Source organism: Pseudoxanthomonas sp. PXM02 (genome assembly GCF_014851805.1).
Lineage (GTDB): Bacteria > Pseudomonadota > Gammaproteobacteria > Xanthomonadales > Xanthomonadaceae > Pseudoxanthomonas_A.
The window spans coordinates 165,647-187,339 of record NZ_JACVAK010000005.1 but is presented as its reverse complement, the minus strand read 5'-3'; the positions used below and the strand labels follow the sequence as shown (position 1 = coordinate 187,339).

The window sequence follows — 21,693 nt, the reverse complement described above, 5'->3', positions numbered from 1 at the left end:
GAGCACGACCGTAATGAGCAAGATCACCGTACTGCTGGTGGACGACCACGAAGGTTTCATCAACGCCGCCCTGCGCCACCTGCGCAAGGTGGAGTGGCTGGACGTCGTGGGCCGCGCCAGCAACGGCCTGGAAGCCATCGAGCGCTCCGAGACCCTGCGTCCGGACGTGGTGCTGATGGACCTGGCCATGCCGGAGATGGGTGGCCTGCAGGCCACCCGCCTGATCAAGACGCAGGACGCACCGCCTTTCATCGTGATCGCCAGCCATTTCGACGACGCCGAACACCGCGAACACGCGATGCGGGCCGGCGCCGACGACTTCGTCAGCAAGCTTTCCTACATCCAGGAAGTCTTGCCCATCCTCGAAAAATTCAAAGACAGCCGCCATGAGTGAATCCCGCATCCTCGTCATCGACGCCGACGCTACCCGTGCCGAACGCCTGGCCGGACTGCTCGAGTTCATGGACCTGACGCCCCGCTGGGTTTCCAGCGCCGGTGACGTGGATGTCCGTCGTGCCCGCCAGCACGACTGGCTGGCCGTGGTGGTCGGCTCGCTCGACGACCAGAAGGCCGCCGACACCTTCTTCGCCTGGCTGGGCAAGGCCCAACTGCCGCCGCCGGTGCTGCTGCTGGAAGGCGACACCGCCGGCTTCGCCGCCGCCCACGGCCTGCACGAGGCCGGCGTCTGGGCGCTGGAAAGCCCGATCCGCCACGCGCAGCTGGAAGCCTGCCTGCGCCGTGCCAGCCTGAAGCGGCTGGATACCGAACACCAGGCGCAGCAGGTCAGCACCAGTGGCCCGACCGGCAACAGCCCGGCCGTCGTCCGCCTGCGCCGCATGATCGAGCAGGTCGCCAGCTTCGACACCACCGTGCTGGTGCTGGGCGAGTCCGGCACCGGCAAGGAAGTGGTGGCCCGCGCCATCCACGACCAGTCGCCGCGCCGCGACGGGCCGTTCGTGGCGATCAACTGCGGCGCCATCCCGCCGGACCTGCTGGAGAGCGAACTGTTCGGCCACGAGAAAGGCGCCTTCACCGGTGCGCTGAGCGCCCGCAAGGGCCGCTTCGAGATGGCCGAGGGCGGCACCCTGCTGCTCGACGAAATCGGCGACATGAGCCTGCCGATGCAGGTCAAGCTGCTGCGCGTGCTGCAGGAGCGCAGCTTCGAGCGCGTCGGCGGCAACCAGACCATCCGCTGCAACGTGCGCGTGATCGCCGCCACCCACCGCAACCTGGAAGCGCGCATCGCCGACGGCCACTTCCGCGAAGACCTGTTCTACCGCCTCAACGTGTTCCCCATCGAGATGCCGGCGCTGCGCGAGCGCGCCGACGACCTGGCTGACCTGGTGATGACCATCGCCGCCCAGCTGTCCCGCACCGGCCGTGGCGAAGTCCGCTTCGCCAGCGACACCCTGCAGGCGCTGCGCACCTACGCGTGGCCGGGCAACGTGCGCGAACTGACCAACCTGGTCGAGCGCCTCGCCGTGCTGCACCCGGGTGGCCTGGTCCGCATGGCCGACCTGCCCAAGCGCTACCAGCCGGAAGGCATGGAGTTGCCGGCCGTCGAAACTCCGGCACCGGTCGCCGCCGCCCCTGCCGCCACCCCGTCGCTGGCGCCCGTCGCCGTCGTGGCGGCCGCGGTGACCCCGGCCGACCGCCTGCCCGAAGCCGGCATCGACCTGCGCGAGCACATCGCCCAGATCGAACTGAACCTGATCCGCGACGCGCTGGACCGCGCCGGTGGCGTGGTCGCCCACGCCGCCCAGCTGCTGGGCCTGCGCCGCACCACGCTGGTGGAAAAGCTGCGCAAGTACGGCATCGAACGCGAAGACGTCGCGCTGGCGACGGAAAACTGACTGGCGGCGGGCGTGGTTTCCGGCACGGGTCTTGCAACTGATCAGGCAAGACATTCCGACGACCGAAGCACCCGCCCATGTCCGACGTCACCTCCATCCTCTCGCAGATCCGCAGCTACCAGCACCAGGTCGGTACGCGTGCGCTGGAGCCGATGCCGAATCCGGGCGCGTTCACGCCCAACCGGGTCGGCCTGGAGCAGCCGGGCGTCAAGGCGCCGAGTTTCGGCGACACGCTGCAGAACGCGCTGGAAGGCGTGAACAACGCGCAGAAGACCTCCGGCGCGCTGGCACAGGCCTTCGAACTCGGTGATCCGCGCGCGGACCTGGCGCGGGTGATGGTGGCCGCGCAGCAGTCGCAGGTCGCATTCCGCGCCACCGTCGAAGTACGCAACCGCCTGGTGCAGGCCTACCAGGACGTCATGAACATGCCGCTGTAAGCGGCGCCCCTTCCACGCCCACCCTCCTACCTAGAACCGACCCGTCGCCATGGCCCTCACGCTCTCCAAGGAAGCCCTGAAGGAATCGCTGACCGCCGACAAGGCCGGCGCAGCGCTGACCAAGATCCAGGACGCGCGCGTGTTCAAGCAGATGGGCACGCTGCTGCTGATCGCCGGCGCGGTGGCCGTGGGCATGATGGTGTTCTTCTGGTCGCAGAAGCCGGCCTACACCCCGCTCTACACCGGCCTGGACGCCAAGGCGACCGCCGAAGCGACCGACATGCTGCGCGCGGCGCAGATCCCGTTCCAGCTGGACCAGGGCACCGGCGCGATTTCCGTGCCGGAAGAAAACCTGCACGACGCCCGCCTGAAGCTGGCCGGCGCCGGCCTGGCCGAAAGCGGCCGCCTGGGCTTCGAGATGATGGAGCGCGACCCGGGCTTCGGCGTCAGCCAGTTCGTCGAGAACGCGCGCTACCAGCACGCGCTGGAAACCGAACTGGTCCGCACGATCACCACGCTGCGCCCGGTCCGCGACGCGCGCGTGCACCTGGCCATCCCCAAGCCGTCCGCCTTCACCCGCCAGCGCGAAGTCGCCAGCGCGTCGGTGGTGCTGGACCTGCGCTCCGGCGCCATGCTGGAACGCAACCAGGTGGACGCCATCGTGCACCTGGTGTCGTCGTCGATCCCCGACCTGGCGCCCGAGCGCGTCACCGTGGTCGACCAGAGCGGCCGCATGCTGACCATCAGCGATCCGAACAGCGAGGCCGCGCTCAACGCTGCGCAGTTCGAACGCGTGCGCAAGCTGGAAACCTCGTTCAACGACCGCATCCGCGAACTGCTGGAGCCGCTGACCGGCCCCGGCCGCGTCAACGCCGAAGTCGCCGTGGACATGGACTTCTCGGTCACCGAGGAAGCCCGCGAGACCTTCGCCAACGATCCGGCCAAGATCCGCAGCGAGCAGGTCAGCCAGAACACCACCAACGCCGGCACCGGCCCCGAGGGCGTGCCCGGCGCGACCAGCAACACGCCACCCGGCCCGAACGCCGCGGCCGCCGCCGCGCCGAATCCCGCCGCACCGGTGGAAACCTCCAGCAGCGCCACGCGCAACTTCGAGATGGACCGCACGCTGCAGCACACGCGCCAGCCGGCCGGTCGCGTGCGCCGCGTCACCGCCGCCGTGCTGGTCGACCACGTGCCGCGCACCGGCGAGAACGGCAAGACCGTGATGACCGCGCTGGACGCCGCTACGCTGACGCGCATCGAGGCGCTGGTGAAGGAAGCCGTCGGCTTCGACGCCGCCCGCGGCGACTCGGTTTCGGTCATGAATGCCCCGTTCGTCCGCGAGGCCGAAGCGCCGGTGGACGTGCCGTTCTGGGAGAGCCCGTGGCTGCACAACCCGATGGTGCGCGACATCGCGCGCTACGGCCTGGGCGCGCTGGTCGTCATCGCGCTGCTGTTCGGCGTGCTGCGCCCGGCCATGCGCCAGATCATCAGCCCGGCCACCAAGCACAAGCGCGACGACGATGAAGGCATCGACGTCAGCGTGATGGACGAGGACGGCGACGAGGACGGCGTGGTCGCCACGCTGTCGCACGAACACGCGCCGCCGATGCGCGCCCTGCCCTCCGACGCTTACGAAGATCGCCTGCGCCAGGCCCGCGAAGCGGTGAAGACCGACTCCAAGCAGGTCGCGCAGGTGGTCAAGGACTGGGTGGCCAGCGATGAATAACGTACCGGACACCTCGCTGACCGGCGTGCAGCGCGCCGCCGTGCTGCTGCTCTCGCTGGGCGAGGAAGACGCCGCCGAAGTGCTCAAGCACATGAACGCCAAGGAGGTGCAGAAGCTCGGCATCGCCATGGCCACCATCTCCGGCATCAGCCGCGAGCAGGTGATGCAGGTGATGTCCAACTTCGGCGAGGCGCTGGACAAGCAGACCTCGCTGGGCATGGGCGCCGACGACTATGTGCGCAAGGTGCTGGTGCAGGCGCTGGGCGAAGACAAGGCCGGCAGCCTGATCGACCGCATCCTGCTGGGCCGCAACACCACCGGCCTGGACACGCTGAAGTGGATGGACCCGCGCGCGATCTCCGACCTGGTCCGCAACGAGCACCCGCAGATCATCGCCATCGTGCTCGCCCACCTCGACAGCGACCAGGCCGCCGACACGCTGAAGCTGCTGCCCGAGCGCACCCGCACCGACGTGCTGCTGCGCATCGCCACGCTGGACGGCATCCCGCCGAACGCGCTGAACGAGCTCAACGAGATCATGGAGCGCCAGTTCGCCGGCAACCAGAACCTCAAGGCCTCCAGCATCGGCGGCGTGAAGGTCGCGGCCAACATCCTCAACTTCATGGATTCCGGCCAGGACCAGGTGATCCTGGGCAACATCACCCAGGTCGACGCCGACCTCGGCTCGCGCATCCAGGACCTGATGTTCGTGTTCGACAACCTGGCCGACCTGGGCGACCGCGAACTGCAGGCGCTGCTGCGCGAAGTCCCGAACGATCGCCTGGGGCTGGCGCTGCGCGGCGCCGACGCCAAGGTGAAGGAAAAGATCACCCGCAACATGTCGCAGCGCGCCGCGCAGATCCTGCTCGAGGACATGGAAGCGCGCGGCCCCGTGCGTCTGTCCGACGTCGAAGGCGCGCAGAAGGAAATCCTCGCCATCGTCCGCCGCCTGGCTGACCAGGGCGTCATCGCCCTCACCGCCAGCGCCGAGGAGATGGTATGAGCACGCCCTCGCCGCTGCGCTGGATGCCGGCCCCGCTCGACGTGGTGGTGTCCGACACTGTCGTCGAACAGGATGCGCCGCCGCTGGTGCCGCCGACCCTGGAAGAGATCCAGGCGATCCAGGACGCCGCGTACCGCGAAGGCCTGGAACGCGGCCTGGCCGAAGGCCATGCCGACGGTCTCGCCCAGGGCCAGGCCGACGTGCGTCGCCTCGCCGCGCAGATGGAAGGCATCCTCGACAACTTCTCGCGTCCGCTCGACCGGCTGGAAAACGAAGTCGTCGCCGCGCTGTCCGAACTCGCCGTGCGCATCGCCGGCGCACTGGTCGGCCGCGCCTACCAGACCGATCCCGTGCTGCTGCAGGAACTGGCCACCACCGCGCTGGACGCCGTCGGCGGTTCGCAGCGTGAAGTGGAACTGCGCCTGCACCCGGACGACATCGCCGCGCTGACGCCGGTGCTGGCGATGACCGCCCATACCCGCCTGACGGCCGACACGTCGCTGAGCCGCGGCGACCTGCGTGTGCATGCGGAGAGCGTCCGCATCGACGGCACGCTGGAAGCCCGCCTGCGCGGCGCGCTGGAAACCGTCCTGAACCGCGGGGCACGCGCATGAGTGCACAGCCGCTCGAGTGGCTCACTGCACGCGACCTGCGCCTGTCGGCGCGGCTGTCGCAGATCAATCCCGAACTGGGCGGCCGCGGCCTGATCCGTGAAGGCATCCTGCGCCGCGCCGTCGGCCTGACCCTGGAAGCGATCGGCTGCGAAGCGCCGATGGGCGCGACCTGCAAGGTCGAAGTCGTCGACGGCGGCTGGGTCGATGCCGAAGTCGTCGGCTTCTCGGGCGAACGTACCTATCTGATGCCCAGCGCCGAACTGCACGGCCTGCTGCCGAACGCGCGCGTGGTGCCGTCGCGTCGCCGCGGCGGCGTGGAAGTCGGCGAAGGCCTGCTCGGCCGCGTCATCGACAGCGATGGCATCCCGCTCGACGGCCGCGGCCCGATCCGCGCCGAAGGCAGCGTCAGTCTGGCCGGCGTGGCTATCAATCCGCTGTCGCGTGAACCCATCACCCAGCCGCTCGATGTCGGCGTGCGCGCGATCAACGCGCTGCTGCCGATCGGCCGCGGCCAGCGCGTCGGCCTGTTCGCCGGCTCCGGCGTCGGCAAGTCCACGCTGCTGGGCATGATGACCAAGTACACCGCCGCGGACGTCATCGTCGTGGGCCTGATCGGTGAACGTGGTCGCGAAGTCCGCGACTTCGTGGAGACCACGCTGGGTCCCGCCGGCCTGGCGCGTGCCGTCGTCGTGGCCAGTCCCGCCGACCGTCCGCCGCTGGCGCGCTTGCAGGGCGCGTACCGCGCGACCGCGATCGCCGAATGGTTCCGCGACCAGGGCCTCAACGTGCTGCTGCTGATGGACTCGCTGACCCGCTTCGCCCAGGCGCAGCGCGAGATCGGCCTGTCGGTCGGCGAGCCGCCCACCACGCGCGGTTATCCGCCTTCCGTGTTCGCGCGCCTGCCGGCGCTGGTTGAACGCGCGGGCAACGGTGCCAAGGGTCGTGGTTCGATCACCGCGTTCTACACCGTGCTGACCGAAGGCGACGATCCGCAGGATCCGATCGCTGATGCCGCGCGCGCGATCCTCGACGGCCACATCCTGCTGTCGCGCCGCGTCGCCGACGCCGGCCTGTATCCGGCGATCGACGTGGAGTCGTCGGTCAGCCGCGTGGTCACCGAAATCGCCGACGAGACCTGGCGCGACCGCATCCGCAAGCTCAAGCGCCTGCTGTCGGCCTACAACAGCAACCGCGACCTGATCGCCATCGGCGCCTACCAGCGCGGCAACGATCCGACCGTGGACGAGGCACTGGAACGCTGGCCGGAGATCGTCGAGTTCCTCGGCCAGGACGTGGCGCACGCCGCCGACCTGCCGAGCAGCCGCGCCGCCCTGGAATCCCTGATCCAACGCAACCTCGCCGCCGGCATTCCCCTGCCGCCCGGCCTGCAGTAACGCCAAGGAACCCCCACGATGATGCAGTCCCGCCGAATCGATCCCCTGCTGCGCCGCGCGCAGGAGCACGAGGATTCCGTCGCCCGCGACCTGGCCGAGCGCCAGAACACGCTGGCGCAGCACGAATCCCGCCTGGAGGAACTGCGCCAGTACGCCGAGGACTACGCCAACAGCCAGATGGCCGCGACCAGCCCGGCGCAGCTGGCCAATCGCCGCGCCTTCCTCGAGCGCATCGACCAGGCGCTCAAGCAGCAGCTGCAGAACGTCGACCGCAGCCGCGCCAGCGTGGACATCGAACGCGACCGTCTGCTGCTGGCCAGCCGCGACAAGCAGGTGCTGGAACAGCTGGCCGCCAGCTACCGCGTGCAGGAAAAACTGATCGTCGACCGCCGCGACCAGCGCGAGATGGACGACGTGGGCGCGCGCCGCGCACGCCTGGCCGCCACCGCTCGCGAGAACGAGGACGCCTGATGCCGTCACCGACGTCCGCGCTGTCCTTCGCCACCAAGGCTCCCGCGTCCGCGCCGTCCGGCAGCGGCGTCGCGGCCAACGACGACGCCTCCGCAGCGAAGAAGCCGGCGTTCGACGACATGGTCCGCCGTCCTGCGAAGCGCGATGACGCACCACGGACGCCCGAGACGCGCGCCAACGGGGCCAAGGAACCCGTCAGGCAGCGCGCCGACACCGCCGCGCGCAAGCAGGACGACACCACGCGTACGAAAGGCGACGACGACAAGCCGGAAGACACTGACGCCGCCCCTGCCGCGCCACCGACCCTGCTGGAACTGCCGCCGATCCTCGCGGCGCTGCCCACCGACGCCACAGCCCCCGCACTGACCGATCCGCTCGGCAATCCGCTTCTCGGTGGCGCCCAGCCCGCCGCCGGCACCGCCACGCCCGATGCTCTGCTGTCCGGCGCTCGCGCCGCCCTGTCGGCGCTGCCCGGCGCCCTCGGCGCCGCCCCGGCCATCGCCTCTCCGGAGGCCGGCGACGCCGCCCAGCCCGCCACGACAGACGCGACATCGTCCCTGCCGACTGCAGCCGCGGCCGCAAGCGACAGCAAGGCGCCACTGCAGAACCTGCTGTCGTTCGCCGCGCACCTGGCCTCCGGGCAAGTGGCGGCCGCGGTGCCGGACGCGATCAACCTGGGCCGCGACCTCGTCGATGCCTTCCGCAACGAGGACGGCGACGCGGCCCCGACGACCAACGTGCTGGCAGGCGTGGGCGCATCGAACGGATCGCTCGGCCTGTCGCGCACCGAAACCGTCAACGCGATGGAAGCGCCCAGCGCCGACCTGCAGGGTGGCCACTTCGACGAAGACATCGGCGATGCCGTGCGCTGGATGGCCGACCAGAAGATCGGCCACGCCCACATCAAGGTCACCCCGAACGAGCTGGGCACGGTCGAGATTCGCCTGCGCCTGGAGGGCGACCGCGTGCATGCGGACTTCGCCAGCGCCCAGGCCGACGTCCGCCAGGCCCTGGAAAGCAGCCTGCCCCGCCTGCGCGACATGCTGGGCCAGCACGGCTTCCAGCTCGCCCACGCCGACGTGGGCCAGCAGCACGCCCCGCCCTCGCAGGGCGGTGGCTCGCACGCCGGTGACGGCAGCGGCGACGCAGGAGAACCCGCCTCCGAAGCACCGCGCAGCGTCCGCATGACGGCGCGCGGACTGGTGGACGCGTACGCCTGATGGTTCACCTGCCGGTGGACCCGATTGTGGGAGCGACGTAAGTCGCGAACGCCGTCTCCGGGTGGCCGGGCGCATCGGAGACCAGGCGATGCGTGACGGCTATCGCGACTTACGTCGCTCCCACACCGAAAACCGTCTCGGCTGACGTCCCGTCAAAACTCCGTCGGCCTTCCCCGTCCATCACGGCACACCGCTTGCATCACCTGGGCTGACCCCTCAGGAGATCCACCGCCGTGGCAGCCGCCGACAAGAACGCAAGCAAGTCCAAGTCCGACAAGGGCGACAAGCCCAAGGGCGGCAAGTCGATGCTGACCATCGGTCTGGTGGCCGTCATTGCCGCCGGCGCCGCCGGTGGCGGTGCCTGGTACTTCACCAGCCACGGTGCGAAGGAAGAGAAGGCCGAAGCCCCCGCCGCGAAGAAGCCCGGCGAAGTGCCGGCACCGGCCCAGTACTTCGCGCTGGAACCGCCTTTCGTCGTCAACCTGGTCGGTGAGACCGGCGGCGCGCGCTACCTGCAGGTGGAAGTGCAGCTGATGACCCGCGACCCCGAGTCGCTGAAGGCCATCGAACTGCACGCGCCGGCGATCCGCGCGCGCCTGCTGATGCTGTTCGCCCAGCAGGATGCCGCCGGCCTGATGTCGCGCGAGGGCAAGGAGCGCCTGCAGAACGCCGCCCTCGGCGAAGTGAAGGCGTTGCTGGTGGCCGAAACCGGCAAGCCCAGCGCCGAGTCGCTCCTGTTCACCAGCTTCGTGATGCAGTGACGGAACCCCGCCGCCATGATGACCAGTGACCTGCTGTCGCAAGACGAGATCGACGCCCTGCTCAACGGCGTCGATTCCGGCGCGATCGAGACCGAGGAGCCGCCGCACGACCCGACCGTCGCGCGGACCTACGATTTCGCCAGCCAGGACCGCATCGTGCGCGGACGGCTGCCGACGCTGGAGATGATCAACGAGCGCTTCGTGCGCACGTGGCGCATCGGCCTGTTCAACCTGCTGCGCCGCTCGGCCGAACTGTCGGTGCGCGGCATCGAGACCATCAAGTTCAGCGACTACCTGCATTCGCTGTACGTGCCCACCAACCTCAACCTGGTCAAGTTCAAGCCGCTGCGCGGCGTGGGCCTGATCGTGTTCGAACCGAAGCTGGTGTTCACCATGGTGGACAACTTCTTCGGTGGCGACGGCCGCTACCCGGCCAAGATCGAAGGCCGCGAGTTCACCGCTACCGAGATGCGCGTGATCCAGTTGCTGCTGAAGCAGACCTTCGCCGACCTGGTCGACGCCTGGGCGCCGGTGATGCCGGTGGACTTCGAATACATCACCAGCGAAGTGAATCCGCATTTCGCCAACATCGTCAGCCCGCGCGAGTACGTGGTCGTCAGCCGCTTCCACGTGGAGCTGGACGGCGGTGGCGGCGACCTGCACGTCACCCTGCCCTATTCGATGCTGGAGCCGATCCGCGAACTGCTCGACGCCGGCATCCAGTCCGACCGCGTGCATGACGACGACAGCTTCCGCGTCACCATGCACGAGCAGCTGCGCACCGCCGAAGTCACCGTTTCCAGCGTACTGGCCGAGAAGCGCATCAACCTGCGCGAACTGACCCGCCTCAAGGTCGGCGACATCCTGCCGATCGACCTGCCCAAGTCGGTGCCGGTCTGTGTCGAACAGGTGCCGGTGTTCAGCGGCGAGTTCGGCATCTCCAACGGCCGGAACGCCGTGAAGATCACCGCCCATCACCCGCCCGGCAGCCGCCACCCGTCCGCTCCCGCCCGCCACGCCCTTGCACCCGTCGCCTTCCAGGACGCCACGCCATGATTCCCGAGAACGAAGAAGCCCTCGCCACCGCCTTCGGCGACACCGAGCTCGCCACCAGCGAGGCGCATGCCGCGCACGACGCCGACATGAGCCTGGACGTCATCCTCGACGTGCCGGTGACGCTGTCGCTTGAAGTCGGCCGCACCCGCATGCCGATCCGCAATCTGCTGCAGCTCAACCAGGGCTCGGTGGTGGAACTGGAGCGCGGCGCCGGCGAACCGCTCGACGTATTCGTCAACGGCACGCTGATCGCGCACGGCGAAGTCGTGGTGGTCAACGACCGCTTCGGCGTGCGCCTGACCGACGTGGTCAGCCCCAGCGAACGCATCCGTCGCCTGCGCTGAGCCGATCGCCATGCACGCCTTCGCCCTGCTCGCCACCGCGGCCGCTCCCGCCCAGAAGATCGGACAGCACGCGCCATCCACGCCCGGCATCGGCGGTGCGCTGGTCGGCCTGATCCTGGTACTGGGCCTGATCCTCGGCCTGGCCTGGCTGCTGAAGCGCATGCCCGGCGCCGGCCTCGGCATCCGCCCCAGCGAACAGCTGCGCGTGGTGTCCATGCTGTCGGTCGGCGCCAAGGAGCGCGTGATGGTGATCGAAGTCGGCAAGGAACAACTGCTGATCGGCGTGAGCGCCGGCGGCATCACCACGCTGCACACGCTGCCCGAACCCCTGGTCGTCGCGCCCGCGCCGACGATGCCCAACTTCGCCGAACTGCTGGCCAAGCGCCTGCGTAAAGAGTCCTGAGATGCGTCGCTTCATCCTCTCCCTGATCTGCCTGCTGTGGCTGGCCGCGCCGACGCTGGCGTTCGCGCAGGCCACCACCACGCCTGCCGCTGCGCCGGCTGCCACACCGGCTGCGCCTGCCGCACCGACGGCGCCCGCACTGCCGACGCTGCCGAACGTCAACGTCGGCCAGGTCGGCGACAACACCGTCAGCCTGCCGCTGCAGACGTTGCTGCTGATGACGGCGATCACGCTGATCCCGTCCGCGCTGCTGGCGATGACCGCCTTCACCCGCATCATCATCGTGCTGGGCCTGCTGCGCCAGGCACTGGGCACCGGCCAGACGCCGTCCAACCAGGTGCTGGTGGGCCTGGCCTTGTTCCTCACCATGCTGGTGATGATGCCGGTCGGCGAAAAAGCCTGGGCACAGGGCATGGCGCCCTACCTCAACGGCCAGATCGATTTCTCCACCGCGTGGACGCTGACCACCGGCCCGCTGCGCGACTTCATGCTGGCGCAGGTCCGCGAAACCGATCTGATGACCTTCGCCGGCCTGGCGGGCCACACCAGCTACACGGGTCCGGCCGACGTGCCGTTCCCGATCGTCGTCGCCTCGTTCATCACCAGCGAACTGAAGACCGCGTTCGAGATCGGCTTCCTGATCTTCATCCCGTTCGTGATCATCGACCTGGTCGTGGCCAGCGTGCTGATGTCGATGGGCATGATGATGCTGTCGCCGATGCTGGTGTCCGCACCGTTCAAGATCCTGCTGTTCGTGCTGGTCGACGGCTGGGTGCTGATCGTCGGCTCGCTCGCCGCCAGCTTCAACGGCGTCTGAGGAGCCCACGATGAGTCCCGAAACCGCCCTCACCGAACTTCGCGGTGGCCTGGAGATCGCGCTCTGGGTCGGAGGTCCGCTGCTGCTGGTCGTCCTCGTCGTCGGTGTGGTCATCGGCGTGATCCAGGCCGCGACGCAGCTCAACGAACCCACCATCGCCTTCGTCGCCAAGGCCATCGCGCTGACGGCCGCGTTGTTCGCCACCGGCAGCTACCTGCTCGGCGTACTCGTGGAGTACACCACCACGCTGTTCCAGCGCCTGCCGCACCTGATCGGCTGACGCAGCGGATACGACGCGATGGATGCCGCCACCCAGATGGTGATCGATGGCCAGCAGGCCTTCGGCATGATCAACGCCATCCTGTGGACGATGCTGCGTACCGGCGCGCTGTTGATGGCGGCACCGCTGATCGGCACGCGCGCGGTATCGGTGCGTGTGCGCGTCATCATCGCAGGCGCGCTGGCGATGGCGCTGGCACCGTTGCTGCCGGGCACGCCCGACCGCATCGCCTTCGATGCCAGCACCGTGCTCAACGTGGCGCGCGAACTCGCCGTCGGCGCCAGCATGGGCTTCATGCTGCGGCTCGCGTTCGAAGCCGGCGCGATGGCCGGTGAACTGATCTCGCAAGGCACGGGCCTGGCGTTTGCGCAGATGTCGGATCCACTGCGTGGCGTGAACTCGGGCGTGGTCGGCCAGTGGTTCTACCTGGCGTTCGGCCTGCTGTTCTTCACCGTCAACGGCCACCTTGCGCTGGTGTCGCTGCTGGTGGACAGCTATCGCTCCTTGCCGATCGGCACCGCGCTGCCCGATGTGCAACAGATGCTGGAAGTCGCGCCGATGCTGTTCACCCACATCCTGCGCGCGGCCGTGGGCCTAGCCTTGCCGGTGATGGTGGCGATGCTGGCCGTGAACCTGGCGTTCGGCGTGCTCGGCCGCGCCGCGCCCGCACTGAACCCCATCCAGCTCGGCCTGCCCACTGCGCTGCTGCTGGGCCTGTTCCTGCTGGCGTTGCTGGCGGGTGAACTGGGTCCTCCCGTGCAGCGCGTTTTTGACCTTTCCTTTGATGCGGCGCGGCAACTCACCGCATAAAGAAATCGTGGTTACCTTTGTAAAACAGTGCTGAAACGCACAGTTGGCGGGCATCGCGTGTCGCTTTCACATCGCGTTTGCGTTCCCTGTTCCACTAAATGCATGAATTTGTGCAGAATGGGGACGAGGGAGCTGCAACATACGCCTGCGCACGGACTGGAGCTGATCCAGCCCGACGCAGTGGCGCTCCCCCCGCGAAAAGGAGATTGCCTGTGAACCACAGCCCGACCCACAAGCGACGCACCAGTCAGGAAACGCGGGAGGCCGTGCTCGCCGCCGCACGCCGGCTCTTCTTCACCAAAGGATTCGACCAGACCACGCTGATGGACCTGGGCGAGGAAACGGGACTCAGCGCCCGCGGTGTGATCCTGCACTTCGAAACCAAGGCCGACATCATCGCCACGCTGCTGATCCGCGACTACACCGCGCGCAAGGCACCGATGGTGGAACGTCCCCAGGGATCGACGCATGCGCAGCGCATCCTCGATTTCTATTTCTGGACGGCACGCGAAGACGCCGCCAACTTCATCGCCTTCCCCGCCCTGTGGAGCGTGTCGGCACGCTGGTCGCCGGCGGTCGAAGCCGAAATGAATTCCGCCCTGCGCCGCATGCGCGAACCGGTGCGTCTCGAACTGAGTCGCGGCATGGGCGCCGGCGAATTCCGCGGCGTCGACATCCAGCACGCCGACGAGATGATCTGGCAAAGCTACCAGCACGGCCTGCGTGCGGTGTCCGTCAACGGCGGCACGCCGGCGATGGCCGTGCCGCAAGTGTTCAAGACGCTGGAAGCGCTGTCGGCCTGAAGCAGCGCCCACCGGAAATACGTTTACAAGAATGCGAACGGCCTCCTTGCGGAGGCCGTTCTCTTTACGGCGTTGGAAAGATCGCTCAATCGCGACCGTTGGCCTTGCCGTTGTTGCCCTTCCCATTGCCTTTGTTGCCGTTGCCTTTACCCGCGTGGCCTGCGTGGTCAGGTTTGCCGCCCTGGCCCGGCGAAGAAGACTTGCCGCGGCCTGGCCCGTGCTGCGCCCAGTCGACGCTGACGCGCTGATCGATGCGGATCGGATAGCCCCACCGGTCATAGGTGCCCACCGCACCATTCTTCAGTGCATGGAAAGCCGGCGAACCGGGCTTGATTCCCATCTGCTTTGCCAGGTTGCCCCAGCCCTGTCCGGGATTCCGCTCATAGCGATTCACCACGTCTAGACAGGGAATCCCCAGCGCACGCGCGATGGCACAAGCGAAGTACACATCCGCCGGTGCCCAGCCCCGACGGTCCAGCAGGTCAAGGACGAGTGAACGCGGGGCGCCGTAGTGGCCGGTCATCTCCGACACGAACGGATCGTGGTACCGCCGTCCGTAATCGTTGATCTCGCCGAGCCGCGTGTCGACCCATACATCCCCGGTACGGACGTTGTAGCCCACGGTCTGCGCCTTGGCCGGCACGGTTGATGCGATGGCCCAGACGAGCAATGCCGCCACGGCCGCGATCTTCAATGTCTTCATGCAACACTTCCTCTCAAGGGTGGGCGCGAGTCTTCGTCGTCCCCGGTGAATACGCGATGAGGCGCCGCAGAACGCGCATTACCGCGCATTTCCGCTCCCCGGCAAGCGTGATCTCCATCACTCCCCTCATTCTGCAACCGCCTACACTGCGCGGGCCCGCGCGGCGCTGTTCCGTCCGCTTATCCGATTTCCGTTGAGCACGTCACCTCCCGACCATCACCGTCCGCACCCGGCCTTATCGATGAAGCCGAAACGCCGCGACTTCCGCCTGGACATCATCGTCCTGCTGGGTTCCATCACGGCGGTAACGATCGCTTCGTTCGGTGCGTACCGCGGCTGGCAAGGAAACTGGTCGCAGGCCGCCTTCGACCTGATCGTCGTGGCCGCAGTCGCGGCGCCCGTGCTCTACGCCTGGCGCGGTGGCGACAGCCTGCGCGCCGGCAATGTTTTGGCGGCACTCAATTCCTGTGCGACGTTCGGTGCCTGCCTGATGCTGGGCCACACGGCGCTCGCTTGGACATACCTGGTGCTGCTGACCAACTTCTTCGTCGCCCACCGCTGGATGGCGGTGGGCTGCAACGTCGCGCTGATCCTGGGCATGCAGCTGATCCCCGGCTTCTTCCACGATGGCGTGCATGCGGTGTCGGTATTCGTCAGCGCGGGGCTGATCACCGTGTTCTCGCTGATCTTCGCCTCGCGCACGCAGGACGACCGCGTACAGCTCGAGCGCCTGGCCGCGATCGATTCACTCACCGGCGTGCCGAACCGGCGCAGCATGGAGCGTGCGCTGGCTGACGCCGTCGACCGGTTCCAGCGCGGCGAATGCTGCTTCGGGCTGGTGGTGCTCGACCTGGACCACTTCAAGGACGTCAACGACCAGTACGGTCATGCGGCCGGTGATGCCGCGATCGCCGACCTCGCCTCGATCCTGCGCTTCGAGATGCGCCGCAATGACCAGGTGTTCCGCTTCGGCGGCGAAGAGTTCGTGGCGCTGCTGGAACTGGAGAGTCGCGAGGCGCTGGAATCAGCCTCCGAGCGGCTACGCAAGGCGGTGCGCGGCGCCCTGCGCGGACCCGGTGGCCGCATCACCATTTCACTGGGTGCGGCCCTGCTGCGGGAACAGGAGAAGACCTGGCACGACTGGTTCTCCCGTGCCGATGCGGCGCTGTATCGCGCGAAGATGGCCGGCCGCGACAGCTACGTGATCGCGGACGACCTGTTCTGACCTGGCGTCAGGCCATCGCCGCACCGCGGCGATGCCACCATCGGTACAGCACCGGCAGTACCACCAGTGTCAGCAGCGTCGACGACACGATGCCGCCGATCACCACCGTGGCCAGCGGTCGCTGCACTTCCGAACCTGCGCCCACGTTGAACGCCATCGGCAGGAAGCCCAGCGATGCGACCAGCGCCGTCATCAGCACGGGCCGCAGGCGACCGAGCGCACCATCGACCACGGCCTCATCCAGCCGCTGGCCCTGCTCGCGTAGCTTGCGGATGAAGGTGATCATCACCAGGCCGTTGAGCACCGCCACGCCCGACAGTGCGATGAAGCCCACGCCCGCGGAAATCGACAGCGGAATGCCGCGCAACGCCAGCGCCACCACGCCGCCCGTCAACGCCAGCGGCACGCCGGTGAATACGATCGTGGCGTCCTTCGCCGAGCCGAACGCCCAGAACAGCAGAACGAAGATCACCACCAGCGTGGCCGGCACCACCACCGCAAGACGCTGGCTGGCCGAGATCAGCTGCTCGAACGTACCGCCGTAGTCGATCCAGTAGCCGGCCGGCAACGACACCTCAGCATTGATGCGATCGCGCAGGTCGTCGACGAAACCGCCGAGATCGCGCCCGCGCACGTTCGCCGTCACCACCACGCGGCGCTTGCCGTTCTCGCGATTCACCTGGTTGGGCCCCAGCGTGGTCTCGATCTTCGCCACCTCGCGCAGCGGCACCGTACCCGGCGTGCCCGAGCGCCAACTGGCTGAACGCGTCGACTCGTCCTCGTTGCCGGCGCCGCCGAGCGGGATGGGTAGATCGTGCAGCGCGGCAGGATCCTGCCGCATCGCTTCCGGCAGGCGCACCACGATGTCGAAGCGACGGTCGCCTTCGAACAGCTGTCCTGCCACTTCGCCTCCGACTGCCGTCGCGACCGTGTCCTGCACGTCACCGGGATTCAGACCGTAACGGATCAGCGCTTGCCGATCCGGCGTGATGGTGAGCAGCGGCAGGCCGGTTGCCTGTTCGATGCGCACGTCGGCTGCACCCTCGATGGTCTTGGCGACCGCTTCGATACGTTCACCGACCTCCACCAGCGTGTCGAGGTCGTCGCCGTAGAGCTTGATCGCGACATCGGCACGCACGCCGGAAATCAGCTCGTTCATGCGCATCTGGATCGGCTGGGTGAATTCATAGTTGTTGCCCGGGATCTCGGCGACCGCTTTCTCTATCTCCGCGACCAGCGTCACCTTCGGTTTGCGCGGATCCGGCCACTGGCTGCGCGGCTTCAGCATCACGAAAGTGTCGGCGACTGAGGGCGGCATCGGATCTGTCGCCACTTCGGCCGTGCCGAGCTTGCCGAACACGCGGTGCACTTCCGGGAACTGCTTGATGCGTTCTTCCAGCGTGGACTGCATGCGCACGGCCTGATCGAGGCTGGTGCCCGGAATACGCATCGCGTGCATCGCGATGTCGCCCTCGTCCAGGCTGGGCACGAACTCGCTGCCCAGTCGCGTGGCCAGCAGGCCGCACAGCACGACCAGCGCGAACGCGCCGCCTGCCACGACCAGACGCTGACGCAACGCCCACGCCAGCACCGGCGCGTAGGCACGACGCGCCCACACCATCACCCGTGTTTCCTTCTCCTGCACGCGACCGCGCAGGAACAGCGCGATCGCCGCCGGCACGAAGGTCAGCGACAGCACCATCGCACCGCTCAGCGCCAGCACCACGGTGATCGCCATCGGATGGAACATCTTTCCTTCCACGCCGGTGAGCGCGAAGATCGGCAGATACACGGCGGTGATGATGCCGAGGCCGAACAGGCTGGGCCGGATGACTTCCGCGGTCGCCGACGCCGTCGCATCCAGCCGTTCCTCGTCCGTCAGCAGGCGTCCGAGCCGCTGCTGCAGTTCACCGAAGCGGCGCAGGCAGTTCTCGATGATGATCACCGCACCGTCGACGATCAGGCCGAAGTCGAGCGCGCCCAGACTCATCAGATTGCCCGACACACCCCCGCGCACCATCCCGGTCAGGGTGAAGAGCATCGACAGCGGGATCACCGCCGCGGTGATGAGTGCGGCGCGCACGTTGCCCAGCAGGAGGAACAGCACCACCACGACCAGGATCGCGCCTTCGACCAGGTTCTTGGCCACCGTGCGGATGGTACGGTCCACCAGCGAAGTGCGGTCGTACATCGGTTCGGCACGCACGCCGGACGGCAGGCTGCGGTTGGCCTCTGCCAGGCGTGCGGCCACGGCCTGCGAGACCTCACGGCTGTTGGCGCCGATCAGCATGAAGGTGGTGCCCAGCACGACCTCCTTTCCGTCCAGCGTCGCGGCGCCGGTACGCAGCTCCGGGCCCTCGCCGACCTGCGCCACGTCACGCACGCGGATCGGCACGCCATCGCGACGGTCGAGCACGATGTCGCGGATGCCGTCGAGGTCGGCCACCTGCCCCGGTGCGCGCACCAGGAACTGCTGGCCGTTGCGCTCGATGTAACCGGCGCCGACGTTCTGGTTGTTGCGCGCCACCGCCTGCACCACGTCGTGCAGGGTGAATCCCAGCGCGACCAGGCGGGCCGGATCCGGCGTGATGTGGATCTGCCGCGCGAAGCCGCCGATGGTGTTGACCTCGGTGACGCCGGGCACGTTGCGCAGTTGCGGCCGCACCACCCAGTCCTGCAGCGTGCGCAGGTCGGTAGCGGTGTACGGCGTGCCGTCGTCCTTGCGCGCCTTCGCATCGGCTTCCACCGTGTACATGAAGATCTCGCCCATGCCGGTGGCAATGGGCCCCATCTCCGGTTCCAGCCCGGTGGGCAGCTGCGACTTCACCTGCTGGATGCGCTCGCCGACCTGCTGGCGGGCGAAGTACAGGTCGGTGCCGTCCTTGAACACCACCGTCACCTGCGACAGGCCGTAGCGCGAGATCGAGCGTGTGTAGTCCAGGCCCGGCAGGCCGGCCAGCGCGGTCTCCAGGGTGAAGGTCACGCGTTGCTCGGCTTCCAGCGGCGAATAGCCCGGCGCTTCGGTGTTGATCTGCACCTGCACGTTGGTGATGTCGGGGGTGACATCGATCGGCAGTTTGCCGAAGCTCCACACGCCGACCGCGACCAGCGCCAGCGTCAACGCCAGCATCAGCCAGCGATGCGCGATGGCGAAGCGCAGGATGCGCTCCAACGGGCCGCGCGGTTCCTGGTTGGCGTACTCAGTGGTCATGCGAGGCCCCCGATTTCTCGATGTCGGCCTTCACCAGATAGCTCTGTTCAACGACCACCTGATCGCCGGCCTTCAGACCGAACAGCACTTCGACCTGCTGCGCATCGCGCTTGCCCAGCTCGACCGGGCGGATCTCGTAGGTATCGCCGACGCGCACGAACACGACATCCCAGTCGCGGAACGTCTGCAGCGACGCAAGCGGTACCACCATCGCCGCCGGCTGCTGTTCCACGGTGATGCGCGCCTTTACCGCCGAACCGGGGCGCCACAGGCCGTCGCTGTTCTCCAGCGTGGCGCGCGCCACCGTGCTCTGGCTGGCGGTGGCCGTGCCGGGCAGCACGCGCTCCAATGTGGTCTGCGCGGTGACGCCGTCGCTCAGCCGCGTCACCGTGACCGGCACGCCGGGCACGATGTGCTGCGCGTCGGCACCGAAGATATGCAGATCCACCCACAGCGTGGACAGGTCGGCGACCTCGAACAAGGTCATCCCCTCGCCCGCCACGCTGCCGACGCTGGCGTTGCGCGCCAGCACCACGCCACTGATCGGCGAGGTGACCGAGTACGTCGTCAGGCTCAGATTGCTTTCCACCGTCGCCAGCGTCTGCCCGGCCTGCACGCGATCACCGACGTTCACGGCAAGGCGGCGGATCGGGCCCGGAAAGCGCGCGGCGATGTTGGCCACACGGCCTTCGACCGGCGTCAGCAGGCCTTGTACTTCGTGTTCGTCTGCGATCGTGCCGGCCTGCACCGGCGCGACGCGGATACCGGATGCCTCGGCGATCTTCGCGCCGATGGAGGTACGGCCTTCATAGCTGTCGTAGGTCCAGCGCAGGGACTTGCCCTCGACCTTCGCCAGCACTTCGACATCGAACGAATGCGGCTCGCCGACCACGCTCTTCGCCAGCAGGCTGCCATCCGCCTGCGGCTGCAGAACGTGGTTCTCGCGCAGGTTGCCAAGCCGCACGAGGCGGACCTCGACGCTGCCCGCCGTCGCCGGCAACGGCTTGCCGTCGCGGTACAGCCAGGCCTGGTAGGTCGGCGGCGTGCCGGACTCGGCGATCGCCAGTTCGACGGTGAAACCGTCCTGCGTCAGCAGGCGTCCGCCATGCTCACCGCGGGCAGCCTCTTCCGCCCCGTGTTCCTCGCCTTCAGCACCGTGGCCATGGCTATCTTCTGCATGGTCGTCCTTGCCGCCGCAGGCGGCCAGCATCAGCGAAAGCGCCAGCGCGCTCATCAGGGGACGCAATGTCATGGGGTCGTTCCTTCTTCTTGAGCGGCGGGAGCGGCGACAAAGGTCTGCCCGGTGAGCCGCTGGATTTCGATCAGGGCCGCCTGCGCGTCGAGCGCGGCGTCCAGTTGCTGGCGACGCGTCGCCGTGGTCTCGGACTGCAGCTGCGCCCATTCCAGGTAGCTGATGGCGCCACCTCGATAGGCGCGTTCGGCGGCCTGTTCGGCACGCAGCAGCCGGGGCAGCACGTCGTCGCGCGTGCGCTGCACGTCCAGTTGCGCCACGCGGTAGCGGCCATGCGCATCGGTGAGCGTGGAGTACAGCGCGATGTCGCGCGATTCGCGCTCGATCTCCAGTGCTGCCAGGTCCGCTTCGGCCGCACGGATCTCCGGCACCGCGCGGCGCGCACCGCCGAGTGGCACCGAGATACCGCCGACCAGCGCGGTGTCTCGCCCGTCCTGCATGCGGCGCACGCCGACCTGCCAGTCGAGGTCGGGCGTGGACGCGGCGCGTGCCAGCCGGATGCGTGCCTCTCGGATACGGCGCTCGTCGGCGAACTGCGTCAGTTCCGGCGTACCCTCCAGCAGCGAGGCCAATGCATCGACATCGTCGATCGCGGGCAACGCCAGCGGATCGCCTGCGAGCACATCGAAGCGCGGTGCGCGTTCGCCCCATAGCGCGGCCAGATGCTGGCGTGCCGCAGCGTCCTGCTGGTCAGCGCGTGCCAGCGCCAGTTCGGCACGCGCCAACGCCGCCTGCGCGGTCAGCACGACCGACTCGGGCGATGCGCCCGCCTGCAGACGCTGACGCGCGGCGGCAACGGTACGCCGACGCTGCGCGATGTCCTGCTGGGCGATGGCCCGTTGCGCACGTGCGCCGGCGACGGCCAGATAGCGGCGTGCGACATCGGCCAACAGATCGAGGCGCTGCGTTTCGCGCTGCATCGCCAGGGCATCGATGCGGGCCTGCGCCAGCGTGCGGCGCGCGTCCAGCTTGCCGCCGCGCTCCAGCACGCCGGCCAGCGTCAGCGTGGCTTCGGCCTGGCGGATGCCACTGGCGTCGCCGGTGCCGAGGACATTCTCGAGGTCGAGGCCGGCGCGCAGGGCGGGACGCAGCAGGGCCACGTCGCGTTCGGCGAGCAGGACATCGGTGCGTGCGCCGAACAGGCGCAGGTCGGGATGGGCGCGGGCGACGCGCGCCATGGCGTCGTCCAGCGTCAGGGTGTCAGGGGGAACAGCAGGCGATGGCGCCTGTGCGTGCACGCACGGCGCGATCGCGAAGGCGGCCAATGCCGCCAATCGCAACCACATGGGAAGTCTCCGGAACGTCGG

The 21,693-nt window shown here is 68.4% G+C and carries 21 protein-coding genes and 1 pseudogene; 18 read left to right on the top strand and 4 right to left on the bottom strand.

Translation table 11 applies throughout. The features are described 5' to 3' along the window. Positions 1–13: 13 nt before the first annotated feature. The 17 genes and pseudogenes from IB225_RS19155 to IB225_RS19075 all read left to right on the top strand — a co-directional run bounded on the left by IB225_RS19155 (position 14) and on the right by IB225_RS19075 (position 13,995). Entirely contained in the window at positions 14–394 is a 381-nt protein-coding gene (locus tag IB225_RS19155; RefSeq protein ID WP_192267824.1) for a response regulator transcription factor, read from the top strand. Further along, a complete protein-coding gene (locus IB225_RS19150) occupies positions 387–1,853 on the top strand; it encodes a sigma-54 dependent transcriptional regulator (protein ID WP_192314199.1) in 1,467 nt (488 codons plus the stop codon). Before IB225_RS19155 ends, IB225_RS19150 begins: the two co-directional genes overlap by 8 nt. Before the next feature lie 77 nt (positions 1,854–1,930). After that, positions 1,931–2,290, top strand: a complete 360-nt coding sequence (gene fliE, locus IB225_RS19145; RefSeq protein WP_192267821.1) for a flagellar hook-basal body complex protein FliE — start codon at positions 1,931–1,933, stop codon at positions 2,288–2,290. 49 nt (positions 2,291–2,339) lie between these two features. Further along, complete coding sequence (gene fliF, locus IB225_RS19140) at positions 2,340–4,019, top strand: flagellar basal-body MS-ring/collar protein FliF (protein ID WP_192314196.1); 1,680 nt, start codon at positions 2,340–2,342, stop codon at positions 4,017–4,019. A gap of 16 nt (positions 4,020–4,035) precedes the next feature. Beyond that, entirely contained in the window at positions 4,036–5,022 is a 987-nt protein-coding gene (gene fliG, locus IB225_RS19135; RefSeq protein WP_192314423.1) for a flagellar motor switch protein FliG, read from the top strand. A 23-nt stretch (positions 5,023–5,045) separates the two neighbouring features. After that, on the top strand, positions 5,046–5,636 hold the full coding sequence (locus IB225_RS19130) for a FliH/SctL family protein (RefSeq protein WP_225584125.1): 591 nt from the start codon (positions 5,046–5,048) through the stop codon (positions 5,634–5,636). Continuing rightward, entirely contained in the window at positions 5,633–7,030 is a 1,398-nt protein-coding gene (fliI, locus tag IB225_RS19125; protein ID WP_192314190.1) for a flagellar protein export ATPase FliI, read from the top strand. The genes IB225_RS19130 and fliI overlap by 4 nt, the downstream gene beginning before the upstream one ends. An 18-nt stretch (positions 7,031–7,048) precedes the next feature. Then, complete coding sequence (gene fliJ / locus IB225_RS19120) at positions 7,049–7,501, top strand: flagellar export protein FliJ (RefSeq protein ID WP_192314187.1); 453 nt, start codon at positions 7,049–7,051, stop codon at positions 7,499–7,501. Next, on the top strand, positions 7,501–8,721 hold the full coding sequence (locus IB225_RS19115) for a flagellar hook-length control protein FliK (protein WP_192314184.1): 1,221 nt from the start codon (positions 7,501–7,503) through the stop codon (positions 8,719–8,721). The genes fliJ and IB225_RS19115 overlap by 1 nt, the downstream gene beginning before the upstream one ends. 233 nt (positions 8,722–8,954) lie before the next feature. Beyond that, on the top strand, positions 8,955–9,482 hold the full coding sequence (locus IB225_RS19110) for a flagellar basal body-associated FliL family protein (protein WP_192314181.1): 528 nt from the start codon (positions 8,955–8,957) through the stop codon (positions 9,480–9,482). A 15-nt stretch (positions 9,483–9,497) separates the two neighbouring features. After that, positions 9,498–10,538, top strand: a complete 1,041-nt coding sequence (gene fliM / locus IB225_RS19105) for a flagellar motor switch protein FliM (RefSeq protein ID WP_192314178.1) — start codon at positions 9,498–9,500, stop codon at positions 10,536–10,538. An 80-nt stretch (positions 10,539–10,618) separates the two neighbouring features. Then, positions 10,619–10,882: pseudogene (fliN, locus tag IB225_RS19100) on the top strand (flagellar motor switch protein FliN); the annotation flags it as partial. Positions 10,883–10,892: 10 nt separating this feature from the next. After that, positions 10,893–11,285 carry a flagellar biosynthetic protein FliO gene (gene fliO / locus IB225_RS19095; RefSeq protein WP_192314171.1) on the top strand — a complete coding sequence of 131 codons (393 nt, stop codon included), beginning with the start codon at positions 10,893–10,895 and terminating at the stop codon, positions 11,283–11,285. A gap of 1 nt (position 11,286) precedes the next feature. After that, positions 11,287–12,102 carry a flagellar type III secretion system pore protein FliP gene (gene fliP / locus IB225_RS19090; RefSeq protein ID WP_192314168.1) on the top strand — a complete coding sequence of 272 codons (816 nt, stop codon included), beginning with the start codon at positions 11,287–11,289 and terminating at the stop codon, positions 12,100–12,102. Between the two features lie 10 nt (positions 12,103–12,112). Next, positions 12,113–12,382 (top strand): flagellar biosynthetic protein FliQ, encoded by a 270-nt coding sequence (locus IB225_RS19085; RefSeq protein WP_162338471.1) that lies wholly within the window; start codon positions 12,113–12,115, stop codon positions 12,380–12,382. 18 nt (positions 12,383–12,400) lie between these two features. After that, positions 12,401–13,192 (top strand): flagellar biosynthetic protein FliR, encoded by a 792-nt coding sequence (fliR, locus tag IB225_RS19080; protein WP_192314165.1) that lies wholly within the window; start codon positions 12,401–12,403, stop codon positions 13,190–13,192. 212 nt (positions 13,193–13,404) lie between these two features. Beyond that, the gene (locus tag IB225_RS19075; RefSeq protein ID WP_192314162.1) at positions 13,405–13,995 is read left to right on the top strand and encodes a TetR/AcrR family transcriptional regulator; all 591 of its coding nucleotides are present in this window, start codon (positions 13,405–13,407) and stop codon (positions 13,993–13,995) included. Between the two features lie 85 nt (positions 13,996–14,080). Here the strand turns inward: IB225_RS19075 and IB225_RS19070 are convergent, their stop codons facing one another. Beyond that, the gene (locus IB225_RS19070; protein ID WP_192314159.1) at positions 14,081–14,698 is read right to left on the bottom strand and encodes a hypothetical protein; all 618 of its coding nucleotides are present in this window, start codon (positions 14,696–14,698) and stop codon (positions 14,081–14,083) included. A 241-nt stretch (positions 14,699–14,939) separates the two neighbouring features. Here IB225_RS19070 and IB225_RS19065 point away from each other — a divergent pair, with 241 nt between their 5' ends. Then, positions 14,940–15,923, top strand: a complete 984-nt coding sequence (locus IB225_RS19065) for a GGDEF domain-containing protein (protein WP_192314156.1) — start codon at positions 14,940–14,942, stop codon at positions 15,921–15,923. A gap of 7 nt (positions 15,924–15,930) precedes the next feature. Here the strand turns inward: IB225_RS19065 and IB225_RS19060 are convergent, their stop codons facing one another. Genes IB225_RS19060 through IB225_RS19050 form a run of 3 tightly spaced genes read right to left on the bottom strand, consistent with a single transcriptional unit; the run spans position 15,931 to position 21,672 of the window. Next, positions 15,931–19,134 carry a CusA/CzcA family heavy metal efflux RND transporter gene (locus IB225_RS19060; RefSeq protein WP_192314153.1) on the bottom strand — a complete coding sequence of 1,068 codons (3,204 nt, stop codon included), beginning with the start codon at positions 19,132–19,134 and terminating at the stop codon, positions 15,931–15,933. Next, entirely contained in the window at positions 19,124–20,386 is a 1,263-nt protein-coding gene (locus IB225_RS19055; protein ID WP_192314149.1) for an efflux RND transporter periplasmic adaptor subunit, read from the bottom strand. The genes IB225_RS19060 and IB225_RS19055 overlap by 11 nt, the downstream gene beginning before the upstream one ends. Next, positions 20,383–21,672: a TolC family protein gene (locus tag IB225_RS19050; RefSeq protein WP_192314145.1), complete on the bottom strand. Its 1,290-nt coding sequence runs from the start codon at positions 21,670–21,672 to the stop codon at positions 20,383–20,385. The genes IB225_RS19055 and IB225_RS19050 overlap by 4 nt, the downstream gene beginning before the upstream one ends. Positions 21,673–21,693: the final 21 nt, after the last annotated feature.